This is a genomic window from Streptomyces sp. NPDC058758, assembly GCF_042746075.1.
In the GTDB taxonomy this organism is placed as follows: domain Bacteria; phylum Actinomycetota; class Actinomycetes; order Streptomycetales; family Streptomycetaceae; genus Streptomyces.
Genome location: NZ_JBHYPS010000096.1, coordinates 1 through 1,264 on the forward strand (window position 1 = coordinate 1; position 1,264 = coordinate 1,264).

The window sequence follows — 1,264 nt, forward strand, 5'->3', positions numbered from 1 at the left end:
ATCGAGCTGTTCACGAAGCCGGAGCAGTACCCGACCGACGTGTACACGCTGCCCAAGCACCTGGACGAGAAGGTCGCCCGTCTCCACCTCGACGCCCTGGGCGTCAAGCTGACGACCCTCCGCCCGGAGCAGGCCGCCTACATCGGCGTCAAGGTCGAGGGCCCGTACAAGCCGGACCACTACCGCTACTGATCCGTCCCCGGCGCACGACCGGCCGACGCGACGACCCAGCAGGCCCCCGGCACCCGTGCCGGGGGCCTGCCCCGTTCCCCAGACCCGAGGACCACGCGATGCCCCGCGGCCGCTACTCGCTCCACGACCCGCACGACCACACCCCCCTCGGCGAGGAGCACTTCCACTGCGCCCCCGGTCCCTCCGGCTGGCGCTACGTCTCCCAGCTCACCACTCCCGACGGAGACCACCGGGGCTCGGTCGACCTGGCCGTCGACGAACTGGGCCGGCCCATCCGGCTCGAACTCCACGCGTCGAGCTGGCAGGTCCGCGGCGCGGCCCTCGACGGCGTCACCTGGGTCCGCACGGACCCCACCGGAACCCACGCCACCGAAGGCAACGTCCGCGCCCACGCCTTCACCGGTACGTCTCCGGCCTTCCTGATCGCCCTCACCCGCCTCCTGCGCCTCACCCCCGGCGCCCCCGAGACCCGCGTCCGCCTGGTCGCCCTCACCGACCCGGTCCTCGCCCCCCTCACCGTCGACCAGTCCTGGTCGCTCCTGGGCACCGAAACGCACCCCACCGACCTGGGCCCCCTCTCCGTCGACGCGTACCAGGTCAGCGCCCTGGACACCGGCGAACGCCACACCGTCCACATCGCCGGCGACGTCGTCCTCTCCGCCCCCGGCCTGGAACTGGAAGACCTCGACACGCCCCCCTCGACCTTCCCGGCCTGACGCCGCCCCGCCACGCCCCCCAACCGATGTGCGACGGCCCCCGCAGAGCTGGTACTGTCCTCCGGTGCCCGAAAAAACCGTTGACACGGTGGACGCGGGGAGGTAGATTCAGATGGTTGCCTGGAGCTGGACAGCTCGGCAGCAATCAACTAGAGTCTGACTCACTCCCGATTCTTTATCGCGAATCAGAAAAAGCCACCGATTAGGTAGCCGGAAATGATTCTGATAAAGTCGGAAAGCGCCGGAAGGCCCCGAGAAAAAAAATCGGGACCGGAAAGCACCGAGGAAATCGGATCGGAAAGATCTGATAGAGTCGGAAACGAAGGAAGCGCCCGGAGGGCCCGGAAACGGGAACG

Annotated in this window: 2 protein-coding genes; both read left to right on the forward strand. The window is 68.7% G+C overall.

The annotated features are described in order from the left end of the window. Positions 1-192: adenosylhomocysteinase (locus ACFW6A_RS39140; protein ID WP_386487400.1), on the forward strand; the 192-nt coding region annotated here is incomplete at its 5' end. Positions 193-290: 98 nt separating this feature from the next. After that, the gene (locus ACFW6A_RS39145) at positions 291-908 is read left to right on the forward strand and encodes a hypothetical protein (protein ID WP_351857364.1); all 618 of its coding nucleotides are present in this window, start codon (positions 291-293) and stop codon (positions 906-908) included. Positions 909-1,264: the final 356 nt, after the last annotated feature.

What these genes read in the sequence shown, in the direction of transcription:
- ACFW6A_RS39145 (WP_351857364.1), top strand. Translation starts at nt 291, where the DNA reads ATGCCCCGCGGCCGCTACTCGCTCCACGACCCGCACGACCACACCCCC.